Below are 17088 nucleotides of genomic sequence, written 5' to 3'. Positions count from 1 at the left end.
GGCGCGCTCGAGCGGGGCCGCTCGGCTAGCGCCACCAGCGTTCGAGGACCATCGCCACACCGTGGTCGATATTGCTGCCGGTCACCTCGTCGGCCGCGGCCCGGGCCTCGGGATGGGCGTTGCCCATCGCGACGCCGTGCCCGGCCATCGCCAGCATCGGGACATCGTTGGGCATGTCGCCGAAGGCGACGATCGACGAGTGTTCGGCGCCGATCCGGCGCGCGACCTCGGCCAGCCCGGACGCCTTCGTCACCTGCGGCACCGCCAGCTCGATCAGCCCGCTCTCGGTGGAGTAGGTGATCTCGGCGCGGTCGCCGATCAGCGGGGCCAGCGCCGCGCGCATGTCCGAGCTGCGGGCCGAACTGAGCCGGATGAGCATTTTGATCGCGGGTGAGTCGATCACCTCGGCGTGTGAGACGACGGTGTCGTCGGGGTTGAGCCAGGCGTGTTCGTACGTCGGTGAGCTGACGAACTGCGGGGTCACAGCGTCGTGCGCGCTGGCCCCGACCCGCTCGGTGGCCAGGCCGCAACCCGGCAGCGCGTGCTCGGCGATGTCGGCCAGCCAGCTCAGGGTCTCGACGTCGAGGGTGTGGCTCGACAGCACCCGATCGGTGGCGCTGTCGTAGATGACCGCGCCGTTTCCGCAGATGGCGAGCGGTGCGTACCCGAGCTCACTGACGACCGGGTCGATCCAGCGCGGCGGGCGGCCGGTGGCGAGCACGAAGGTGGCGCCGTCGGCGACGAGGGCCCCGACGGCCGCCTTGGTGCGCGCCGAGATCTTGTCGGAATCGTCGATCAGGGTGCCGTCGACGTCGCTGGCCACCAGCAGCGGTTTCGGGTGCAGGTGCGTCATCCCATCTATCCTGCCGCACGTCGCCACGCGGGGACGCCGGACTGTCCCTATGATCAGGGCCTGATTACCCGATCCAGAGGGGACTGATGACCGGCTTCTTGTTGCGGCGCACACTCAACTACGTTGTGCTCCTTCTGCTGGCATCATTTCTGACGTTCAGCCTCGCATCACTCACGTTCAACCCGCTCGAGAGCCTCGAGCAGCGCAACCCACGCCCCCCGCAGTCGGTGATCGACGCGAAGGCCGACCAGCTGCATCTCGACGAGCCGATCCCGCAGCGCTATCTCACCTGGCTCGGCGGCGTCGTGCAAGGGGATTTCGGGACCACCCTGTCCGGGCAGCCGGTGAGCGAGGAACTGGGCAGGCGGGTGGCGGTGAGTCTGCGGCTGCTGATTCTCGGTTCCGTCATCGGCACCGTGCTCGGCGTGCTGATCGGTGCGGCGGGGGCGATCCGGCAGTACAGGTTCAGCGACTATTTCTCGACGGTGCTGTCGCTGCTGATCATCTCGACACCGATCTTCTTGCTGGCGACACTGCTGAAATACGGTGCACTGCAGATCAATACGATGACCGGTTCACAGATCTTCCTCTACACCGGCGAGACGTCCGCCACTCAGGTCAACGGTTTCTGGAACGAAATGGTCGACCGCGCACAACATCTGGTGCTGCCGACCCTGGCGCTGGCGCTCTACGGCATGGCCGGCTACAGCCGTTACCAGCGCAACGCCATGCTCGACGTACTGCAGAGCGACTTCATCCGAACAGCGAGAGCCAAAGGCCTCAGCCGTAATCGGGCCCTGTACAAGCACGGCCTGCGTACCGCGCTGATTCCGATGGCCACCCTGTTCGCCTACAGCCTCGGCGGCCTGATCACCGGCGCCACCTTCGTCGAGAAGATCTTCGGCTGGCACGGCGTCGGCGAATGGCTGGTCGATTCGATCAACGCCCAGGACCTGTACGTCGTGGTGACGGTGACGGCGTTCGCCGGCCTGGTGGTGCTGGTGTCGGGCCTGCTCTCCGATGTCGTCCTTGCCCTGCTCGACCCGAGGGTGCGTGTCTCATGACCGAAACCGAACTCATCGCCGTCGGCGCACCCGAGGTCGCCGCCGCCGGGCGTCGCAAACTGGTGTGGCGCCGTTTCCTGCGCAACAAGCCCGCCGTGGTCGGCGCGGTGATCCTGGTGGTGCTGCTGGTCGCCAGTTTCGCGCTGCCGCCACTGCTGCCGTGGGACTACCAGCAGATGGACTACAAGGCGCTGCTGAAACCGCCGAGCCTCGAGCACCCGTTCGGCACCACGCAGATCGGTCAGGACGTGCTCGCCCAGACCATGCGCGGCCTGCAGAAGCCACTGATCATCGGCTTCTGCGTGGCGATCTGTTCCAGCGTCATCGCCGCGACAGCGGGTGCGGTGGCCGGGCTGCTCGGCGGTTGGACCGACCGCGCGATCATGTGGTTCGTCGATCTGCTGCTGGTGGTCCCCAGTTTCATCATCATCGCGCTGTTCGCGCCGCGCACCAAGGGATCCGGATCGATCGCGATCCTGATCGTGCTGCTGAGCGTCTTCGGCTGGATGATCGCCGCGCGCATCGTCCGCGGCCTCACCTTGAGTCTGCGTGACCGCGAATTCGTCCGCGCCGCGCGGTATATGGGCGCACCGACTCGCACGGTGATCCTCAGTCACATCATCCCGAACATCGCCTCGATCCTGATCATCGACACCACACTGGCCGTCGGCGCGGCGATCGGCGCCGAAACCGGTTTGAGCTTCCTGGGTTTCGGTGTGCAGCCGCCGGACGTCTCGCTGGGTTCACTCATCGCGGCGGGCACCAAATCGGCGCTCACCTATCCGTGGCTGTTCCTGTTCGCCGGTGGCCTGCTGATCACGATCGTGTTGTCCGCCAACCTGGTCGGCGACGGCCTGCGTGACGCGTTCGACCCCGGTGCCCGCGGTGCGCGCAAGTCGCGCAAGGAGGTCGCCGAGCACAAGGACCAGGCGCAGGTGGAGTTGAAGAAAGCCGAGAAGCGATGACCGCGTCGACCGCACCCCTGCTCGAGGTCACCGACCTGCGGGTCTCGTTCCCCGGCGAGGAAGGCCGCGTCGAGGCGGTGCGCGGGGTGAACTACACCGTCGCCGACGGCGAGGTGCTCGCCATCGTCGGCGAGTCCGGTTCGGGCAAGTCGGTGTCCTCGCTCGCGGTGATCGGCCTGCTGCCCGACCAGGCACGGGTGCAGGGATCGGTGCGCCTGCGCGGCCGCGAACTGCTGGGCCTTGGCGACAAGCAGATGTCGAAGCTGCGCGGTTCCTCGATCAGCATGGTCTTCCAGGATCCGCTCTCCGCGCTGACACCGGTGTATCGGATCGGTGATCAGATCGCGGAAGCCCTGCTCGCACACGGCGAGATGAGCCGCAAGGAGGCAGGCGAGCGGGCCATCGAGCTGCTCGAACTCGTCGGCATCACCGATGCCAGGGCCCGTTCCAGGGCGTTCCCGCACGAGTTCTCCGGCGGTATGCGACAGCGCGTGGTGATCGCCATGGCCATCGCCAACGATCCCGCGCTGATCATCTGCGACGAACCGACCACCGCGCTCGACGTGACGGTGCAGGCCCAGATCCTCGCGCTGCTGCGCAAGGCGCGCGATATCACCGGCGCGGGCGTCATCATGATCACCCACGACATGGGCATCGCGGCCACCGTCGCCGACCGGGTCGCGGTGATGTACGCGGGCAAGGTCGTCGAAACCGCACCGGTCGCAGAACTTTTCGCGGCGCCGCGCATGCCGTACACCGTCGGCCTGCTCGGCTCCATCCCGCGCATGGACGGCCCGCCGCGCACCCCGCTGATTCCCATCCTCGGCGCCCCGCCCGCCATGCACGCCCTGCCGCCCGGTTGCTCGTTCGCGCCACGGTGCCCGGTCTCGATCGGCGACTGCACCGCCGCCGAACCTCCGTTGGAGAAGGTGAGCCCCGGTCACTCGGTCGCCTGCATCCGCACCGCCGAGGTCGGCACGCACCAGCTCTTCGAGGCCTACCGCAAGGAGATCCCGGCCCCGGCGCACCCCGACCGCACCGACGACGACGTAGTCCTGCGCGTCACCGACCTGGTGAAAACCTTCCCCCTCACCTCCGGGGTGCTGCTGCGCCGCCGCACCGGCGAGGTCCGCGCGGTCGACGGCATCAGCTTCTCCGTGCGCGCGGGCCGCACCCTGGCGCTGGTCGGCGAATCCGGTTCGGGCAAGTCGACCACCCTGTCGCAGATCATGGACCTGGCGCCCCCGCAGTCGGGCAGCATCGAGGTGCTCGGCAACGACGTCGCCACCCTCACCAAGGCGCGCACCCGCGAGATCCGCCGGAGGATGCAGATCGTCTTCCAGGACCCCAGCTCGTCGCTGGACCCGCGCCTGCCGATCTTCGACGTCCTGGCCGAGCCGCTGCGCATCGACGGCCGGTCACGCGACGAGGTCAACCGGCGGGTGCCGGAGTTGCTGCGGCAGGTCGGGTTGCGTCCCGAGCACTCCGATCGCTACCCCTCGGACTTCTCCGGCGGCCAGAAGCAGCGCATCAGCATCGCCCGCGCGCTGGCCCTCGACACCCAGCTGCTGGTCCTCGACGAGCCCGTCTCGTCGCTGGACGTGTCGATCCAGGCCGGCGTCCTCAACCTGCTGCGTGACCTCCAGGCCGAGCACGGACTGTCCTACCTGTTCGTCTCCCACGACCTGTCGGTGGTGCGCAACCTCGCCCACGACATCGCGGTGATGCTGCAGGGCAAGATCGTCGAATCCGGCCCGGCCGAGCAGATCTTCGCCGATCCGCAGCACGAATACACGCGCTCGCTCATCGCGGCCGTACCGGAACCCGTCGTCAGCGGCTGAGAACGTCGGTCCAGCCCAAAGAGGAGGCGCCATGAGAACCCGTCGAATGCAAGCAGGCCGTAGGGCCCGATTGCGATGTGCTGCCGTGGTGGTGGCGGCCGGGATGATCGTGGCGGGTTGTGGGGGTGGCGACGAGTCCGCGACCGGGCTGAGCGATGCGATCGGGTCCACCAGCGACGTCAATCCCAAGGGTGTCGATGAATTGCGCGAGGGCGGCAACCTGCGCTTGGCGACCACCGACTATCCCGCCAACTGGAACATCCTGTCCAATGACGGCAACAACGGCGAGATCGGCTACATCGTGCGCGCGATGCTGCCGCGGTCCTTCGAGATCGACGCGGCTGGTCAACTCAGCATAGATACCGATTTCTTCACCGATATCCAGTTGACCAGCACCGATCCGATGCAGGTGACGTATTCGATCAATCCGAAGGCGGTCTGGTCGGACGGTTCGCCGATCACCTGGGAGGATCTGGCCGCGCAGGCGCACGCGCTGAGCGGGCGCGACAAGAGCTATCTGATCGCGATCACCAACGGTTTCGAATTCGTCGACAAGGTGGAGCGAGGTGCCGACGACCAGCAGGCCGTCCTTACCTTCAGCAAGCCCTACGCCGACTGGCGCGGCCAGTTCTCCGGCAACTCCGCCCTCTACCCGAAGTCGGTGACCAGCACGCCAGAGGCGTTCAACACCAGCCTCGCCGAGGCGATCACGCTCACCGCCGGGCCGTTCACAGTCAGCGCCACCGACCGTGGCCAGGGCCGAATCACTCTGGGCCGCAACCCCAAATGGTGGGGCGACAAACCCGTTCTCGACACCATCACCTACAGCGTGCTCGACGCGACGTCGTGGGTCCAGGCGTTGCAGAACAACGAGATCGACCTCATTCGCCTGACCACCCTCGACGACGTGAAAACGGTGCGCGGCACCGAAGGGCTCGTGGTGCGCCGCGCTCCCGGAAATCGCTGGCGCCACATCACCTTCAACGGTGCGCCCGGCTCGATCCTGGCCGAACAGGGTGTGCGCGTGGCCATCTCGAAGGCCATCGATCGTCAGGGGATCGTCAACGCGATGCAGAACGGGCTGGTCGAGGACCCGAAACCGCTGAACAACCACATCTTCCTCCAGGGCCAAAAGGGCTACCAGGACAACAGTCTCGGCTTCGATCCCGCCGCCGCGGCTCAGCAACTCGACGACCTCGGCTGGAAACTCAACGGTGAAGTACGCGAGAAGGATGGCCGCAAACTGGTCATCCGCGACGTCATGTACAACGACCCCACCTGGGTCCAGATCGCCCAGATCATCCAGCAGAACCTGGCTGCCATCGGCGTTCAGCTGAACATCGACACCAAGCCCGCCGCCGGTCTTTTCACCGACGTCATCCAGCCCGGCGACTTCGACGCCGCCCAGTACGTCTACGAGGGCGACCCCTTCCCACTGAGCAGCATCCGCCAGATCTACTACTACGACCCCACCGACCTCCAGTCCAACTACGGGCGCATCGGCTCCCCGGAACTCAACGCCCTCATCGAGCAAACCCTCACCGAACTGGACCCCCAGAAGTCCATCGCCCTCGCGAACCAGGTCGACCGCAAGGTATTCGAAGAAGGCCACTCCCTCCCCCTGATGCAGTCCGACGGCAGCTTCGGCGCCCGCACCACCCTCGCCAACATCGGCTCCCCCGGGTTGGCAACGTACGACTACACGAAGATCGGATTCACGAAATGACCACAGCTACTTACGCCAGGCGCCTACGCCAGGCCGGTTTCCGCATCGCGGCACCAGTTTTCGCGTTGACGTTGGTGCTGGGTGGTTGTGGGTCCGATTCCGATGTGCATTCGGGTTCGAGCACGATCGGTGCGATCAACGACATCAATCCGCAGGACCGTGACGCTGTGCAGGAGGGCGGCAATCTCCGGTTGGCCATTCCCGGATTCCCTCCGACGTTCAACAGCAGCCACGTCGATTCGGACGGATACGTGAGCGAGGTGACGGGCTGGACAATTCCTGGCACCCTGAACTCCGATGCCGCCGGAAATCTCACGACGGACACCAATTACTACACATCGATCGAGCTGACCAGCACCAACCCACAGACAATCACCTACACGATCAATCCGAAGGCTGTCTGGTCGGATGGTTCCCCGATCACCTGGAACGACCTGCGCTCCCAGGTCGCGGCGCTGAGCGGGCGTGACCCTGGCTTCAAAGTCTCGGCGACGCAGGCATACAGCAGCGTCGAGAAGGTCGAACGCGGCGTTGACGACCGGCAGGCAATCGTCACGTTCGCCGAGCACTACGCGGAGTGGAAGGGTCTGTTCAATCCGCTCTATCCGGCGCAGAGCACCGCCACACCACAAGCTTTCGACGACCTATACCGCAACGATATGCCGCTGTCGGCAGGGCCGTTCATGATCACTTCGGTCGACCGAGCCCAACAGCGGATCGTGCTGAGCCGCAACCCGAAATGGTGGGGTGAGACACCCAAGCTCACCAATGTCACCTACAGCATCCTCGATGAGTCCGCACAGCTCAGCGCGCTGCAGAACAACGAACTCGACGCCGTCGACTACCTGAGCACTATCGACGAGATCAAGACCGCGACGAACACGCCGGGTATCAAGGTTCGCCGGGCTCCGGCCAATCGCTTCCAGCACATCACCTTCAACGGCGCCCCCGGCGCCCTGCTGTCGGACCCGAAGCTGCGGATCGCGATCTCGAAAGGCATCAATCGGCAGGTGATTGCCACCGCGATCCAGAACGGCCTGGTCACCGACCCGAAACCACTGAACAACCACCTGTATCTCGTGGGACAGACCGGCTTCCAGGACAACGCCGCGTCGGTGACGTATGACCCCGCAGAGGCAGCCCGCATGCTCGACGAGCTGGGTTGGAAACTCAACGGCGATGTCCGTGAGAAGGACGGCCGGAAACTCGAGATCCGCGACGTGATGGGCCAGAACGATGTACAGGTCCAAACCGCCACGATCGTGCAGCAGAACCTGGCGGAAATCGGTGTGAAGTTGAACATCGAGACCTATCCAGGCACCAACTTCTTCACGAGTGTTATCGATCCCGGCAATTTCGATATCGCCCAATTCGCTTGGGCGAAAAGCATTTTTCCGCTCGGCGCACTGCCCCAGATCTACGCCTACGACCCGGCGAACAAGCTGAGCAACTACGGCAGCATCGGCTCCCCCGAACTCAACGCGCTGATCGAAGAGACCATCGCCGAGCTCGATCCAGAGAAGGCTATCGAGCTGGCCAACAAGGCCGACCGAATGATCTTCGAAGAGGGATTCTCGCTGCCGATCGTGCAGTCCGCCGGCGCCATCGGGGTCCGCGAGAATCTGGCGAACTTCGGCGCCTTCGGCCTCGCTTCGGCCGACTACACCAAAATCGGCTTCACCAAGTAGGTAGCACCCGTCAGCAGAATTCTGGAGAGGAGCGAACCATGCGGATTCGTTCAATGACCACCCGACTGGCAATACCCCTGGTCATCGTCAGTTTGATCGCTGCCGGGTGTACCTCGGGCGACGATGTCGTGTCCGACGGCGACGCCGCGCTCGGCACCACCAATGACATCAATCCTAAGGACGTCAGCGAACTTCGTGACGGCGGCAATCTTCGACTGGCGCTGACCTCGCTGCCGGAGAACTGGAATGGCCTGCACACCGACGGCAATACCGGGGGCACCGGCTCGATACTGCGTCCGGTGATGCCGCGTGCGTTCAAAACCGACGCAGCAGCGAACCTCTCGGTCAACACCGACTACTTCACCGATATCGCGTTGACCAACACCGAGCCACAGCAGGTCACCTACACGATCAACCCGAAGGCGGTCTGGTCCGACGGCACGCCGATTACCTGGGAGGATATTCGATCCCAGGCTGCGGCACTCAGTGGTGCGGACAAGGCGTATCTCGTTGCCCTCAACTATGGCTTCGATCGGGTCGAGAAGGTCGAACGCGGTGTCGATGACAAGCAGGCCGTCATCACTTTCAAGAAGCACTACGCGGAGTGGCGCGGACAACTCGCGGGCAACTCGTTCCTCTACCCGAAGTCTGTCACCTCGAGCGCCGACGCGTTCAACAACAGCCAGGTCGAGGCTCTGACGCTGTCGTCCGGCCCGTTCGTCATCCAGTCCGTCGACCGCGGACAGGGCCGGGTCACCCTCGGCCGCAACCCCCGATGGTGGGGTGACACCCCGAAACTCGACACCATTACCTTCAGCGTGCTCGATAGTTCCGCGTTCACGCCCGCACTCCTGAACAACGAGATCGACGCGGTAGGAATCGCCAGTCGCGACGATTTGAAGTCGGTCAGCAGTACGCCCGGTATCGCGATCCGCCGAGCGCCCGGCAACGGTTGGGGTCACTTCACCTTCAACGGTGCTCCCGGTTCGGTCTTGGCCGACCAGGGTGTCCGCGTTGCGATCTCGAAGGCGATCGACCGGCAGGGTATCGCCACCGCCATCCAGAACGGGCTCGTCCGTGACCCCAAACCGCTGAACAATCACGTCTACCTGCAGGGCCAGGATGGATACCAGGACAACAGCATCGGGTATGACCCGGCGGCCGCCGCGCAAGAGCTGGATGCCCTCGGTTGGAAGCTCAACGGGGATGTGCGCGAAAAGGACGGCCGGAAGCTCGAGATCCGCGACGTGATGTACAACGACCCGACCAACATTCAGACCGCACAGATCATCCAGCAGAACCTCGCGCAAATCGGCGTCAAATTGACCATCGAGACAAAGGCGGGCGCCGGCCTGTTCCCCGATGTCCTCAAGCCGGGCAATTTCGATGTGGGACAGTGGTTCTATGCTGGCGACGCCTTCCCGCTCAGCAGCCTGACGCAGATCTACGGCTTGTACCCGGATGACATCCAGGGCAATTACGGCCGCATCGGCTCTCCCGAAATCAACGCCCTCATCGAGCAGACCGTCTCTGAGCTCGATCCGGTCAAGGCCAAGGAGCTGGCCAACCAGATCGATCGAAAGGTATTCGAGGAGGGGCATTCCCTGCCGCTCATGCAATCCGCAGGCAATCTCGGAGTTCGGGACAACCTGGCAAACTTCGGTGCGGCAGGCCTCGCTTCCTACGACTACACCAAGATCGGCTTCGTGAAGTGAGCACGGAAGTCTTCCTGAAGTGAGCGACGGCCCGGCGCGCGCACTCACCTATCCGCTGCTCGTCACGAGCGGCACCCTCGCGGTGATCGCCGTGTGGGTGCCGTTCGCGGATGTCGATCAGCTGAGTGCGCTCGCCGTGGTCGCTCTCGCCGTACTCGCCTATACCGCGTATCAAGGCGGACTTGCCTTCGGGGTTTTCCCGAGCGGGCTTGTTGCGACAGGGGCTGTGCGCGGTAGGCGGGTTCGGCAGCAGTATCGGCTGGTCAGCCGGTCGTGGCTGGAGATCAGCAGTGGTGATCGGATGGTGTGGCAGCCGGTGTTCTATGAGCCGGCGCTGTCGACGCTCACTCCGGCCGAGCTGGAGCTGACCGGCCGATCCATCCACGCGGGGGACACGCGATTCTTCCCCTCGGGGCGTGTGCGCACCACCGAGCCGGCGGGCAAGCTCGTGGACAATCCCTCCCGCCCTATCGATCCGCCCACGTTCGGGATCGCCCGCCGTCTGGTCCTCGATATTCAGCAGGCGGTCGGCGCTCCCCTCGTCGGTCTGCTGTGGGTCTATGTCATGAACGGCGGACTGGGCGCGTTCGTCGCCACCACGACGGTCGCCGCCGCCACCTTCACCTGGCTTTCCGCCATCCGGGGTTCCGACCCCAGTTGACCGCTTCTTTCTCCTGCGTGTCTATTGTTCCGGTATGTTCATTCCGAATGAACATCGCCAGGAAGTGAACCCAGTACGGGTCCAGCCCGCCGAAATCACTCCACGAACCGCTGTTCGTGCTCGCCCAGAACTCCACTGATCATCGCGATGAGTCGCTGGTGTGACCTATCGAAGACACCACGCATGTCGCCTGCCAGGCGGACCTGCAGTTGAGGATCCTGGACCAGCGCTCTGACCTGAGCGAGTTCAGATAGATCGAGGAGGGCCGCGATGGCATTGCCAATCCTGTGGGCGCCCGCCAGCGCAGTGTCGTAGTCATACATCTCGACCAGGTCGAAATGGCTCACGTAGAGCTCCTCGAGGAGCTGTGCCGTATCACTCCATTCGAGCATCGTCCTGAGGTCGACCGCGTCCTTCGTGCTGGTCCAATGCCGGTCATACCATGCGACCAGTTTCAGCAGCACCTGCGCGGCGATCGAAGGGATGCGAACCATCAGTTGGTCAGGGAGCAAGACCATTTCGGCAGACCCGAAAGCTTCACGAAACCCCAGCGTGTTCATCGTGAAATCGCCAGGCCAGGTGACGGTCCGGTCGGCGCGTTCGATCGCGCCACAGGGAATGATATCGACTGGAATGCCGCCGATGGCGATCAGATGCGAATGCAGACCTCGGGCACCGAACATCGACCCGAGCCGCCACACTTCGTCCCAATCGGCAACGCCGACGGCGATGTCCACGTCATGGGTTGCCCTTTCGGGAGTCGCACCGGTAATACTGTGCGCCAACATATTCCGTGCCGTAGCGCCGACGACTAGGAATTCGACCCCGCTCCGGCTTGCGACAGCGTCCAATTCTCGAAGGACTGTTGCAGCCGAGTTGATCTCAGGATCTGTCGATTTCGACAAGTCGAGGGTCACCGCTTCTGATCCTTTCAGCATGAGCGCGTTGGCGAGGATCGCCAGATGTCCACATGTCGGCATAGATCAAAGTACTGGGCACCAATGGATCGAGCGGTTCAGCGGGCCTCCAAAACCGCTGTCGAATAATCACATTCGGCTCGCCATCGACTCGACGCCATCGACGCTCGGCGGCCAGCGCTCGGGGCAGAGCGTCCACATAGAGGATGCCTGTCGTCGAGCGAAGCTCGGAATCCAGTTGCGAGCCCGCCGCTTCACCTCCTAATTGCGCCCTCTCGTCGACAAGGGCAGACCTCGCTTCCAGCCACCAGGTATTGGAGTTGTCGGCGAAATCCGCCAGGCTGATCCGTGGCACGACTGCAGTAGAAAACGCCTCTGTCCAGCGGTCCAGCAGCTCGCGCCCGTTCAGAAGCTGCCGTTGACCGCCGACCGTCACCACGTAGCCACTGCGTTCCAGCTCGCTCACGACGATCTGTGTGGTACCGAGAGATACCTCGCTGCGCTCGGCGATGGAACGCAAGGGCGTGTAGATCGCATCGCCCCAGCTGAGAAGTGTGAACAGCACCTTTGTCCCGGTGGGACTGAACGCTCGAGGAGCGCGCGCGGAGGCTGGTCTCGCCGTGGATCGCCCGGAATTGCCCACGACGGACACATACAGCGATGGCCACGCGAGAGTCATATTGCCGACCGTGTCTACGAAGTCGATCTCGCGGTCCTGCAGAACTTCGGCCGCCTCGCGCGAAATGTGCGGCGCTACCAGGAGCAGTGGTAGCTCGGTCGAACGCAGCGCACGAGCGACCGCACTGGTGATGCGTCCGCGGATTTCAACGGCATACGTTCGATCACCGCGAGAGCCCGCATCGAGTCGTGCGATCAGATCGGAACCGGAGCCAGGCCGCTCGGTGGTTTCCAACGTCTCGAAGGAAACTCCACGGGCATCGAGATGGCTCCTGGCCGCGTCAAGGATGTTCATCATTCCTTGACGTTCATTCAAGGTGAACATGGGTCAATAATGAACGTTCATGACGCGACGCACAAGACCCCGAGCCACTCGGAATGGTGGACCCATACTGGTCTGACCACTTGACCTCTTACCTCCGATGGCGCATCATCGAGGTATGGCATGGACACCCGTGGTGAAGCGCTCGGTTTCCGGTGATGTGTTCGAACAGATCGCCGCCGAAGTGCTGGGCGGGGAATTGGCGGCGGGAAGCACGCTGCCGAGTGAGCGGCAGTTGGCCGAGGCGCTGGGGGTATCGCGGCCCGCGGTGCGGGAGGCGTTGCAGCGGTTGGCCGCGGCGGGGCTGGTGGCCGTTCGGCAAGGTGAGGCGACGACCGTGCTCGACTATCGGCGCAGCGCCGGACTGGAAGTGCTTCCGCGACTGCTGCTTCGGGGTGATTCGATCGATCCCGCGGTCGCTCGCAGCATTCTCGAGGCGCGGCTGCACAACGGGCCGAAGATCGCCGAGCTGGCCGCCGCGCGGGTTCGATCGCGCGGTGCGGGCGATTCGCGCGTCGCGAGCGACCTCACGCTGTTGGGTGAATCCGTCGATTCCCTTGTCGCCGAATCGGATCCACTCACCCAGCAACGGATCGCCCTCGAATTCTGGGACCACATCCTCGACCTCGCCGATTCGATCGCCTTCCGGCTGATGTATTCCATGCTGCGCGCCGCTTACGAACCCGCCTTGGCCGCGCTGGCGCCGATCATGTCCGCCGAGGTGGGCAATGGCGTCGCCTATCGAGACCTGGCCGCCGCGATCGCCGCGGGCGAGCCGGAACGGGCCGCCGACACCGCCCGAGCACTGCTCGGGCCGGCGACCACCGCCCTGATCCATGCCCTCGACGGGGCATGATCCACCCGAGGATTGACATGACCGATCACCGTCCGACAACGACGTCGCACGACTCCGAAGAATCCCGTGCGACCGAAACCCGCCGAACCCCTGACCGAGGCTCGCCACGGTCGATCCGGCGCAGCATGCCCCTGAGCGAGGCTGCCCGCGAATTCCTCCGGCATCCGTCACCCTGGATGATCGCCGCGGTCTTCGTGGTCGCGGCCGGTACCCGCATCGCCATCGGCGACTGGCAGCTCACCGATGCCCTTGTCCCCGTGGTGATTCTGGCCGCGTTCCCGCTCATCGAGTGGATCATTCACGTCACCGTGTTGCACTGGCGTCCACGGCATCTCGGCCCACTGACCCTCGACAGCGAGCTGGCCCGCAAACACCGCGAGCACCACGTCGACCCGCGTGACATCCCGCTGATCTTCATCCCGCCGAAGTCGCTGCTGCTCACGATCGTCGCCCTGGTCGCGATCGCCCTACTGGCCTTCCCCCGCACCGGCCTCGGCCTCACCTTCCTGCTCACCATCACCACACTCGGCCTGCTCTACGAGTGGACGCACTACCTGATCCACACCGACTACAAGCCGAAACGTGCCCTGTACCGGGCTATTTGGCGCAACCACCGCCACCACCACTACAAGAACGAGCACTACTGGTTCACCGTGACCACCTCCGGCACCGCCGACCGCCTCCTCGGCACCGCGCCCGACCCGGCCACGACACCGACCTCCCCCACGGCGCGCAACCTCCACGCCGGCTAAATCCCAGGCATCACCTCGGGGCAGCATTCAGACCCGGCTCGCACCACCCCGCGAGCCGGGTTTTTGCTTGACACGTTAATACCCTAGGGGGGTATGGTACCGAGCACGGGACAAACCCCGCTCGAAAGGACGAAAGTCGTGACTACGCAATCGCAATCCACCCGGAAGTGGTGGGCGCTGGCGGTGATCGCCGCCGCGCAGTTCATGGTCATCATGGACACCTCGATCATCGGGATCGCGCTGCCCAAGATGCAGGCCGAACTCGGATTCACGCCGGGCAATCTGACGTGGGTGTTCAACGCCTACGTGGTGGCGTTCGGCGGTCTGCTGCTGCTCGGCGGCAGGCTCTCCGACCTACTCGGCGCTCGCCGGGTATTCGCCGCGGGCTGGGTGGTGCTCGGCGTCGGCTCCGTTATCGCCGGTGCCGCGGGCACTGTCGGCGTCGAGCTGGCCGGTCGGGCGATCCAAGGTGGTGGTGCGGCGCTGATCGCGCCTTCCGCGCTCACGCTGCTGATGATGCTGTTCGGCGGCTCGCCCCAGGAGCTCACCAAGGCGCTCGCCGTGTATGGCGCGGCCGCACCCGCCGGCGGTACCGCGGGCGTGTTCCTCGGCGGTGTGATCACCGAATACATCAGCTGGCCTTGGGTTTTCTACATCAACATTCCGATCGCCGTGCTGGCGCTGATCGCCGTGCCGCTGCTGATGCCCGCCGCTCCGGCGCGCAAGGGGTCCATCGATATCGCCGGATCCGTCACTGTGACAGCCGGTTTGGCGGCCGCGGTGTACGCGATCGTGCAGGCGCCGGAGGTCGGTTGGGCTTCGGGCGAGACCTGGGGTGTGCTGGCGCTGGCCGCCGCGCTGCTGGCCGGCTTCGTCGCCATCCAGTCCCGGCGCGGCGAGCCGCTCATGCGGCTGAGCATCTTCCGCGCACCGAACCTGGCCGCCGCCAACTTCGCCCAGTTCGCGCTGGCCGCCGCGTGGGTGCCGATGTGGTTCTTCCTCAACCTGTACCTGCAGCAGGTGCTCGGGTACAGCGCGTTCCCGTCGGGTGCGGCACTACTGCCGATGACCACGCTGATCATGCTCGGCATGGTGGTGCTCGCCCCGAAGGCGATGCAGCGTTTCGGTGCCAAGCCGATGATCGTCACCGGTCTGATCGTGCTCGGTCTCGGCCTCGGGGTGATGTCGCTGGTGCGGCCGACCGGCAACTTCTGGATCGACGTGCTGCCCGCCTCGCTGATAGCGGCGGGGGGTATGTCGCTTGCCTTCATTCCCTCGCTCGGCACCGCCATCTCGGCGGCACGACCCGAGGAAGGCGGGCTGGCCTCGGGCATCGTCAACGTCAGCTACCAGGTGGGTTCGGCGCTCGGACTGGCCGCGATGACGGCGGTGGCCGCCGCGTTCGGCGCGAGCGAGCTGGGAGATACCTCGGCACTGACCGACGGCTATTCCGCGGCCTTCCTGGGGGCGGGCGTGCTCGCCCTGGCAGGGGCGGGCATCACCGCGGCGACCATGCGGACCCCGGCCGCCGACAAGGCCGGCGCGACCGTTTGACAAAGTACCCTAGGGGGGTATGGTAATGATCGAGAGCGAAACGAGGAGAGTTCCATGAGCACCACCACCACCGTCACCGTCACCGGTATGACCTGCGGCTGCTGCGTCAACAAGGTCCGCGACAAGGTCGGCGCCCTACCCGGCGTCACCGGCGTCGATGTCGACCTGACCGCAGGCTCGGTAACCATCGACGGCACCGAGCCCGAACGCACCGCCCTCGCCGATGCCGTAGCCGCGGCCGGCTTCCAGCTCGCAGACTGAACGGATACGGAGCATCCCGATGAACGCAACAGGCAAGTTCGCCGGATTCGCCCTCGGCCTCGCGGCGGTCTTCGGGATCGCTCTGGCCGCAGGTGCCCTGGTCGGTCCGCAACCTTCCGAACCGGCCGGGCACGGCGAGCACTCGACCGCGGCGGCACCGTCCGCCGATCTCCCCGGCGGGCTGCTCGCCACCGACCAGGGCTACACGCTGGCCTTGGACAAGCCGAACACCACCACCGCACCGCAGTCGCCGACAAGTTTTCGCATCCTCGACGCGAACGGCGCACCGGTGACGAAGTACGTGAACAGCCACGACAAGGACCTGCACCTGATCGTGGTCCGACGCGACATGGCGGGCTTCCAGCACGTCCACCCGGTCCTCGATCCGGCCGGAACCTGGACAGTTCCGCTGAACCTCAGCCGGGGCGGCGACTACCGCGTCTACGCCGACTTCACCCCGAGGGTGGGTCGAACCTGACGCTCGGCGCCGATCTGCGGGTCGCGGGCACCTACGACGTGCAGGCACTGCCCGCCCCCGCCGCCACCGTGCAGGTCGGTGAGTACACGGTCGCGCTGAACGGCACGGTCGCCCCCGGCACCGCGTCGAAGGTGACGCTCTCGGTCAGCCGCAACGGCACCCCGGTCACCGACCTGCAGCCCTACCTCGGGGCCTACGGTCACCTGGTGGCCCTGCGCGCCGCCGACCTCGCCTACCTGCACGTTCATCCCGAGGGCACGCCCGGCGACGGAGTCACCCCCGCCGGACCCGGCATCGACTTCATCGTGAACGCACCGAGCGCCGGCGACTATCGCCTGTTCCTCGACTTCCAGCACCAGGGCGTGGTGCGGACCGCCGAGTTCACGGTGCGGGTCGCCACGCCGAACGCCACCGGTGCGAGCAACCCCGCCCCGACCAGCGCGCCCGCCGACCACGGCACCCCCGGCCACGGCCACTGACCCCACCTGTTTCATCCGTGATCGCTCAGCAAGAATTGCTATCAGGAACGAAGGAGCACCCCATGACCGCCGTGACACACCCACCGGGCACCGGCCAGGTAGAACTGGTGATCGGTGGCATGACCTGCGCTTCCTGCGCGAACCGGATCGAGAAGAAGCTCAACAAGCTCGACGGGGTCACCGCCACGGTCAACTACGCGACCGAGAAGGCACGCGTCGACTTCACCGGTGACGTCTCCCCCGAGGCGCTGATCGCCACCGTCGAGCAGGCCGGCTAC

The 17088-nt window shown here is 65.2% G+C and carries 15 protein-coding genes and 1 pseudogene; 13 read left to right on the top strand and 3 right to left on the bottom strand.

All coding sequences use genetic code 11. The annotated features are described in order from the left end of the window. Positions 1-25: 25 nt before the first annotated feature. Positions 26-853, bottom strand: a complete 828-nt coding sequence (locus ACFWF3_RS03030; protein WP_378637961.1) for an HAD family hydrolase — start codon at positions 851-853, stop codon at positions 26-28. 86 nt (positions 854-939) lie between these two features. Here ACFWF3_RS03030 and ACFWF3_RS03025 point away from each other — a divergent pair, with 86 nt between their 5' ends. The 7 genes from ACFWF3_RS03025 to ACFWF3_RS02995 are packed head-to-tail and all read left to right on the top strand — an operon-like array spanning position 940 to position 10513. Next, complete coding sequence (locus tag ACFWF3_RS03025; RefSeq protein ID WP_379312224.1) at positions 940-1917, top strand: ABC transporter permease; 978 nt, start codon at positions 940-942, stop codon at positions 1915-1917. Further along, complete coding sequence (locus ACFWF3_RS03020; protein ID WP_379312223.1) at positions 1914-2882, top strand: ABC transporter permease; 969 nt, start codon at positions 1914-1916, stop codon at positions 2880-2882. The genes ACFWF3_RS03025 and ACFWF3_RS03020 overlap by 4 nt, the downstream gene beginning before the upstream one ends. Continuing rightward, complete coding sequence (locus ACFWF3_RS03015; RefSeq protein WP_379312222.1) at positions 2879-4723, top strand: ABC transporter ATP-binding protein; 1845 nt, start codon at positions 2879-2881, stop codon at positions 4721-4723. Before ACFWF3_RS03020 ends, ACFWF3_RS03015 begins: the two co-directional genes overlap by 4 nt. Before the next feature lie 31 nt (positions 4724-4754). Continuing rightward, entirely contained in the window at positions 4755-6449 is a 1695-nt protein-coding gene (locus ACFWF3_RS03010; RefSeq protein WP_379312221.1) for an ABC transporter family substrate-binding protein, read from the top strand. Continuing rightward, entirely contained in the window at positions 6446-8137 is a 1692-nt protein-coding gene (locus ACFWF3_RS03005; RefSeq protein WP_379312220.1) for an ABC transporter family substrate-binding protein, read from the top strand. The genes ACFWF3_RS03010 and ACFWF3_RS03005 overlap by 4 nt, the downstream gene beginning before the upstream one ends. 38 nt (positions 8138-8175) lie before the next feature. Continuing rightward, complete coding sequence (locus ACFWF3_RS03000) at positions 8176-9852, top strand: ABC transporter family substrate-binding protein (RefSeq protein WP_379312219.1); 1677 nt, start codon at positions 8176-8178, stop codon at positions 9850-9852. Positions 9853-9871: 19 nt separating this feature from the next. After that, complete coding sequence (locus tag ACFWF3_RS02995) at positions 9872-10513, top strand: hypothetical protein (protein ID WP_379312218.1); 642 nt, start codon at positions 9872-9874, stop codon at positions 10511-10513. A gap of 95 nt (positions 10514-10608) precedes the next feature. Here ACFWF3_RS02995 and ACFWF3_RS02990 read toward each other — a convergent pair whose 3' ends face one another. Together ACFWF3_RS02990 and ACFWF3_RS02985 are read right to left on the bottom strand one after the other, a co-directional pair. Continuing rightward, complete coding sequence (locus ACFWF3_RS02990) at positions 10609-11430, bottom strand: hypothetical protein (protein ID WP_379312217.1); 822 nt, start codon at positions 11428-11430, stop codon at positions 10609-10611. Further along, on the bottom strand, positions 11396-12433 hold the full coding sequence (locus tag ACFWF3_RS02985) for a type IV toxin-antitoxin system AbiEi family antitoxin (RefSeq protein WP_379312216.1): 1038 nt from the start codon (positions 12431-12433) through the stop codon (positions 11396-11398). The genes ACFWF3_RS02990 and ACFWF3_RS02985 overlap by 35 nt, the downstream gene beginning before the upstream one ends. 115 nt (positions 12434-12548) lie before the next feature. On the opposite strand from ACFWF3_RS02985, the gene ACFWF3_RS02980 reads away from it, so the two are divergent. From ACFWF3_RS02980 to ACFWF3_RS02955, 6 genes and pseudogenes are all read left to right on the top strand, one after another. Next, on the top strand, positions 12549-13286 hold the full coding sequence (locus ACFWF3_RS02980) for a FadR/GntR family transcriptional regulator (protein WP_379312215.1): 738 nt from the start codon (positions 12549-12551) through the stop codon (positions 13284-13286). A 125-nt stretch (positions 13287-13411) separates the two neighbouring features. Then, positions 13412-14038 (top strand): sterol desaturase family protein, encoded by a 627-nt coding sequence (locus ACFWF3_RS02975; RefSeq protein WP_379312214.1) that lies wholly within the window; start codon positions 13412-13414, stop codon positions 14036-14038. Positions 14039-14176: 138 nt separating this feature from the next. Beyond that, positions 14177-15592 carry an MFS transporter gene (locus ACFWF3_RS02970; RefSeq protein WP_378989469.1) on the top strand — a complete coding sequence of 472 codons (1416 nt, stop codon included), beginning with the start codon at positions 14177-14179 and terminating at the stop codon, positions 15590-15592. Between the two features lie 54 nt (positions 15593-15646). Next, a complete protein-coding gene (locus tag ACFWF3_RS02965) occupies positions 15647-15853 on the top strand; it encodes a heavy metal-associated domain-containing protein (RefSeq protein WP_379312213.1) in 207 nt (68 codons plus the stop codon). A 19-nt stretch (positions 15854-15872) separates the two neighbouring features. Then, positions 15873-16810, top strand: a pseudogene (locus ACFWF3_RS02960) (hypothetical protein). Between the two features lie 62 nt (positions 16811-16872). Then, the coding region (locus ACFWF3_RS02955; protein WP_379312212.1) for a cation transporter at positions 16873-17088 on the top strand (216 nt) is incomplete at its 3' end.

The organism is Nocardia sp. NPDC060220 (assembly GCF_042727815.1).
Classification (GTDB): Bacteria; Actinomycetota; Actinomycetes; order Mycobacteriales; family Mycobacteriaceae; genus Nocardia.
The sequence above is the reverse complement of the archived record's forward strand: the minus strand, read 5'-3'. Positions and strand labels throughout refer to the sequence as shown.

What these genes read in the sequence shown, in the direction of transcription:
- ACFWF3_RS03030 (WP_378637961.1), bottom strand. Translation starts at nt 853, where the DNA reads ATGACGCACCTGCACCCGAAACCGCTGCTGGTGGCCAGCGACGTCGAC.
- ACFWF3_RS03025 (WP_379312224.1), top strand. Translation starts at nt 940, where the DNA reads ATGACCGGCTTCTTGTTGCGGCGCACACTCAACTACGTTGTGCTCCTT.
- ACFWF3_RS03020 (WP_379312223.1), top strand. Translation starts at nt 1,914, where the DNA reads ATGACCGAAACCGAACTCATCGCCGTCGGCGCACCCGAGGTCGCCGCC.
- ACFWF3_RS03015 (WP_379312222.1), top strand. Translation starts at nt 2,879, where the DNA reads ATGACCGCGTCGACCGCACCCCTGCTCGAGGTCACCGACCTGCGGGTC.
- ACFWF3_RS03010 (WP_379312221.1), top strand. Translation starts at nt 4,755, where the DNA reads ATGAGAACCCGTCGAATGCAAGCAGGCCGTAGGGCCCGATTGCGATGT.
- ACFWF3_RS03005 (WP_379312220.1), top strand. Translation starts at nt 6,446, where the DNA reads ATGACCACAGCTACTTACGCCAGGCGCCTACGCCAGGCCGGTTTCCGC.
- ACFWF3_RS03000 (WP_379312219.1), top strand. Translation starts at nt 8,176, where the DNA reads ATGCGGATTCGTTCAATGACCACCCGACTGGCAATACCCCTGGTCATC.
- ACFWF3_RS02985 (WP_379312216.1), bottom strand. Translation starts at nt 12,433, where the DNA reads ATGTTCACCTTGAATGAACGTCAAGGAATGATGAACATCCTTGACGCG.
- ACFWF3_RS02980 (WP_379312215.1), top strand. Translation starts at nt 12,549, where the DNA reads ATGGCATGGACACCCGTGGTGAAGCGCTCGGTTTCCGGTGATGTGTTC.
- ACFWF3_RS02975 (WP_379312214.1), top strand. Translation starts at nt 13,412, where the DNA reads ATGCCCCTGAGCGAGGCTGCCCGCGAATTCCTCCGGCATCCGTCACCC.
- ACFWF3_RS02965 (WP_379312213.1), top strand. Translation starts at nt 15,647, where the DNA reads ATGAGCACCACCACCACCGTCACCGTCACCGGTATGACCTGCGGCTGC.